The following is a 4,268-nucleotide window of genomic DNA, read 5'->3' as shown; positions in this document are numbered from 1 at the left end:
CACCACCGATTCGCCGGTCAGCTCGCGCGCGCGCTCGAGCTGGTGCTCCAGCGCCGCGCTCCAGGCCCACAGCGTGCGCGCGTAGTGCGGGCGCAGGTTCTCGGCGTCCACCGGCTCGAGCTGCGATTCGCTCATCACCTTCAGCACGTGCGAGACATGCAGCAGCTCGCCGCCGGGGAAGATGTAGCGCTCGATGAAGTCGCCCATGCCGGCGCCCAGCTGCTCGTTGCGCGTGCTGCCGGCGGTGATGCCGTGGTTCATCAGCAGGCCGCCCGGCTTCAGCAGCCGGCGGATCTTGTCGAAGTAGGCCGGCAGCTGCCCGTGGCCGACGTGCTCGAACATGCCGACCGAGGCGATCTTGTCGAACGGCGCGTCCTCCGGCAGCTCGCGGTAGTCGCGCAGCTCCATCGTGACCCGCCCGCCCAGCCCGCTGCGCTCGATCAGCCCGTTGACGTGCGCATGCTGGTTCTTCGACAGCGTGATGCCATGCGCCCGCACGCCGTAGTGCTGCGCGGCCCACATCAGCAGCCCGCCCCAGCCGGCACCGATGTCGAGGAAGCGTTCGCCCTCGCGCAGCATCAGCTTGCGGCAGATGTGGTCGAGCTTGGCCTCCTGCGCCTTCGCGAGCGACAGGCTGCCTTCGCGGAAGTAGGCGCAGGAATAGACCTTGAGCGGGTCCAGCCACAGCGCGTAGAAGTCGTCCGAGACGTCGTAGTGGAACTGGACCTGCTGCGCATCCGATTCGGTGCTGTGGCGTGCCCGCGAGCGCGCGGCCCGCGTGATGTTGCGCCACCACGCGAGCGGCGCACCGTTCGGCTCGGACTTCGTCGGGTCGTCGTCGATCAGCTGCGCGGCGATGGCCATCAGGTCGCGCACGGTGCCGTCGAAATCGAGCCGGCCCTCGACATAGTCCTGCGCGACCCGGCCGACCTGGCCGCCGGCGATGTGCACCAGCGGCGCCAGCTCGTTGAGCCGTATCGTCACGGTGGGCCGCGCATGGCCGAGCCGCTGTCCACCGGGCAGCACCACCGCCATCGGGACGCCCAGCGCTTCGACGCGCTCCTCCAGCATTCGCTCCAGTGGATTCATCGGGAACCTCCAACGATCCCGCGAAAATAAGGCAAAACCGCAAACCGGGGCGCGGCGTACGGCTTTTGCCGGGGGCTCGGGAAGGGATGTCGGACGATGTCCGACCGTGTCGAGGGGCTGTCAGCCGCCGACCGGGTGCACCAATCGCACGGTGCGGGCCGGCGCCGTGCGGTTCACGCGGCCTTCGAAGCTGCCGTGGTCGAGGGCCGGCGCGAACAGGAAGCCCTGGAACTCGTCGCAGCCGGCGTCGAGCAGGAACTGCCGCTGCGGCTCGGTTTCGACCCCTTCGGCGATCACGCGCAGGTTCAGCGCGCGGCCGAGCTGGATGATGGCGTTGACGATCGCGACATCGCTGGTGTCGTCGGGCAGGTTCTTGATGAAGCTGCGGTCGATCTTCAGCCGCGCGATCGGGAAGCGCTTCAGGTAGCCCAGGCTCGAGTAGCCGGTGCCGAAGTCGTCGATCGCCATCTGCACGCCCAGCTGCTGCAGCGCCTGCAGGCGCTGCAGCGCGCCGGCCGCGTCGTGGATCAGGATCGATTCGGTGAGCTCCAGCTCGAGCAGCCGGGCCGGCAGGTTCGCGCCCTTCAGCGCGCCGGCCACGCGGTCGATGAAGTCGGGCTGGCGGAACTGCAGCGCCGAGACGTTGACCGACACCGGCATCTCCAGCCCGTTGGCGCGCCACGCGGCGGCCTGCCGCACCGCCTGCGACAGCACCCAGTCGCCGATCGGGATGATGAAGCCGCTCTCCTCGGCCACCGGGATGAACTCGCCCGGCGAGACCTCGCCGAGCACCGGGTCGCGCCAGCGGATCAGCGCCTCGGCGCCGATCACCTGGCCGCTCTTCAGGTCGATCTGCGGCTGGTAGTGCAGCCGGAACTGGCCGCTCACCAGCGCCTGGCGCATCGCGTGGTCGATCCGCATCGGCGAGTTGTCCACGCGCTGGCCGGCATCGCCGCGCGGCTGGTGGAAGCGGAAGCTCGCGCGCCCGGCTTCCTTCACGTGGTGCATCGCCGCATCGGCGCGGCGCAGCAGGTCGTCGGCGCTGTCGCCGTCGGCGGGGCTCATGGCGATGCCGATGCTGCAGGTGACGGTGAAGCTGACGGCGTCGAGCGTGAACGGGCGGGCCATCGCGTCGATCACGCGCCGCGCGGTGGCTTCGGCCGCGGTGGCGTCGGCCTGGTGCACCAGCAGCACGAACTCGTCGCCGCCCTGGCGCGCCACGGTGTCGACGTTGCGCAGGCAATCCTTGATGCGGTCGGTGACCTCCAGCAGCACGCGGTCGCCGACCCCGAGGCCGAGCGTGTCGTTGATCTGCTTGAAGCGGTCGAGGTTCAGCACCATCAGCGCGAACGGGTTGCCGCCGCGCTGCGCCATCGCGAGCGCGAACTCGATGCGGTCGGCCAGCAGGCGGCGGTTCGGCAGGCCGGTCAGCGCATCGGTGTGCGACAGCTCCTCGATGCGCGCGCTGGCGGCGAGCTTCTCGGTGATGTCGCGGAACGAGAACACGCGGCCGATCGGGTGGCCGCGCGTGCACTGCGGCAGCGTCAGCCGCTCCAGCACGCGGCCCGAATGCAGCGTGAAGACGTCGCTGGTCTGCAGCATCGTCGCCTCGTGGATCGCGGCGAGCCGGCGCTCGTAGTCGGCCCCGTCGACGACGCTTGCGCGCATCCAGTCGCGCACCGCCTCGTCGTCGCGCCGGGCCAGCACCTCCTCGGGCAGGGCCCACAGGCCGGCGAAACGGTGGTTGAAGCTGCGGATGTGGCCCGACAGGTCGGTCACCAGGATGCCGTCGGCGGTGGACTCGAGCGTCGCGCGCAGCTCGGCCAGGCGGGTCTCGAGCTCTTCTTCGGCGGCGCGCTGCGCGCTGCGGTCGCGGCAGGTCACGAGGAACAGGTCGGCGCCGATGCGGCTCACGCGGCGCGTCACCGGCAGCAGGCGGCCGCTCGCGTGGCGCACCAGCGTGTCGGAGACGATGTCGTCGACGACGCCGGTCGACGCCTCGCTCCAGAACACCAGGTCTTCAGGCGTCGCGCACAGGTCGGTGGCACCGCGCCCGCGCAGCGACGCGGCCTCGACACCGAACAGCTCGGCCGCCGCGGCATTGACCGAGCGGATCCGCAGGCTGCCGGCGTCGACCAGCCACACCGCCTCGAGCAGGCCATCCAGCAGTCCGTCAGGCAAGCCGTCGATCGAAGCGTCGAGGCCCCGCGCCGGCTCGCCGACCGTCATGCAACGGCCTCGGCGTCCGCGGTCTCGGGCACCTGCTCCGGCYCGAAGAAATAGGCCACGCGGGCGCGCGGCGACAGGTAGATCAGCGATGCCGTCGGCAGCTGCTGCGGCTTCAGGCTGCGGCGGATGCCCAGGCGCGGCGTCTGCTCCAGGTCGAGCATCAGCGCTTCGTCGCGCGGCACCTTCGGGTCGTGCACCAGCACGCGCGGCTTCAGCGGCCGGGTCGAATTGACCGACACCACCATCGCGTAGCGGTCGTCGGTGAGCTGCACCGTCGAGCCGGGCGGGTAGACGCCCATCATGCGGATGAAGGCGCCGAGGATCGCGGTGTCGAACTTGGCCTTGCTCTGCGCGAACAGCGTGGACAGCGCCTCGTGCGGCGTCAGCGCGCGCGACGGCACGTGCGGATTGCACAGGTTGTCGTAGCGGTTCACCAGCGAGACGATGCGCGCCGCCGTCGTCATGCGGTCGCTGTTGAGCTTGAGCGGAAAGCCGCTGCCGTCGGCATGTTCGTGGTGCTGCGCGATCACGAGCGCGGCGCCCGGCTGCAGCTCCATCTTCCTGGCCAGCGCGACGCCGTGCGTCACGTGCTCCTGGTAGAACTGCGTCTCGGCGTTCGTGAAGTGCTCTTCGCGGTGGCGCACGCGGTCGGGCAGCTCGATCTTGCCGATGTCGTGCAGCATCGCGCCGACGCCCAGGTCCATCATCTCGGCCTGCGACAGCCCGAAGGTCTTGCCCATCAGCAGCGAGATCACGGCCACGTTGACCGAATGCATCGACGCCTTGTCGCCGATGCCGTCGCTCAGCAGGCGGATGCACAAATCTTGCGCCGACAGCATCTTGTCGACGAAGGCGCGGCTCAGCGCCTCGGTGTTCTCGCGGGCTTGCTGCGGCTTGGTCAGCACCAGCTCGAGCGTCATGCGGCAGGCCTTGGTGGCCTCGGCGAACTG

At 70.1% G+C, this 4,268-nt stretch carries 3 protein-coding genes; all 3 read right to left on the bottom strand.

The features are described from left to right. On the bottom strand, positions 1-1,089 hold a 1,089-nt coding region (locus tag AC1D01_RS23000; protein WP_477870414.1), incomplete at its 3' end, for a class I SAM-dependent methyltransferase. A 120-nt stretch (positions 1,090-1,209) separates the two neighbouring features. Then, complete coding sequence (locus tag AC1D01_RS22995) at positions 1,210-3,318, bottom strand: putative bifunctional diguanylate cyclase/phosphodiesterase (RefSeq protein ID WP_477870412.1); 2,109 nt, start codon at positions 3,316-3,318, stop codon at positions 1,210-1,212. Further along, the coding region (locus tag AC1D01_RS22990; RefSeq protein ID WP_477870410.1) for an HD-GYP domain-containing protein at positions 3,315-4,268 on the bottom strand (954 nt) is incomplete at its 5' end. The genes AC1D01_RS22995 and AC1D01_RS22990, both read right to left, overlap by 4 nt.

Source organism: Rhizobacter sp. P3_B12 (assembly GCF_056402895.1).
This window is presented reverse-complemented; position numbering and strand designations above follow the sequence as displayed.

Excerpts from the sequence above, each read along its gene's own strand:
- AC1D01_RS22995 (WP_477870412.1), bottom strand. The coding sequence starts at position 3,318 with ATGACGGTCGGCGAGCCGGCGCGGGGCCTCGACGCTTCGATCGACGGC.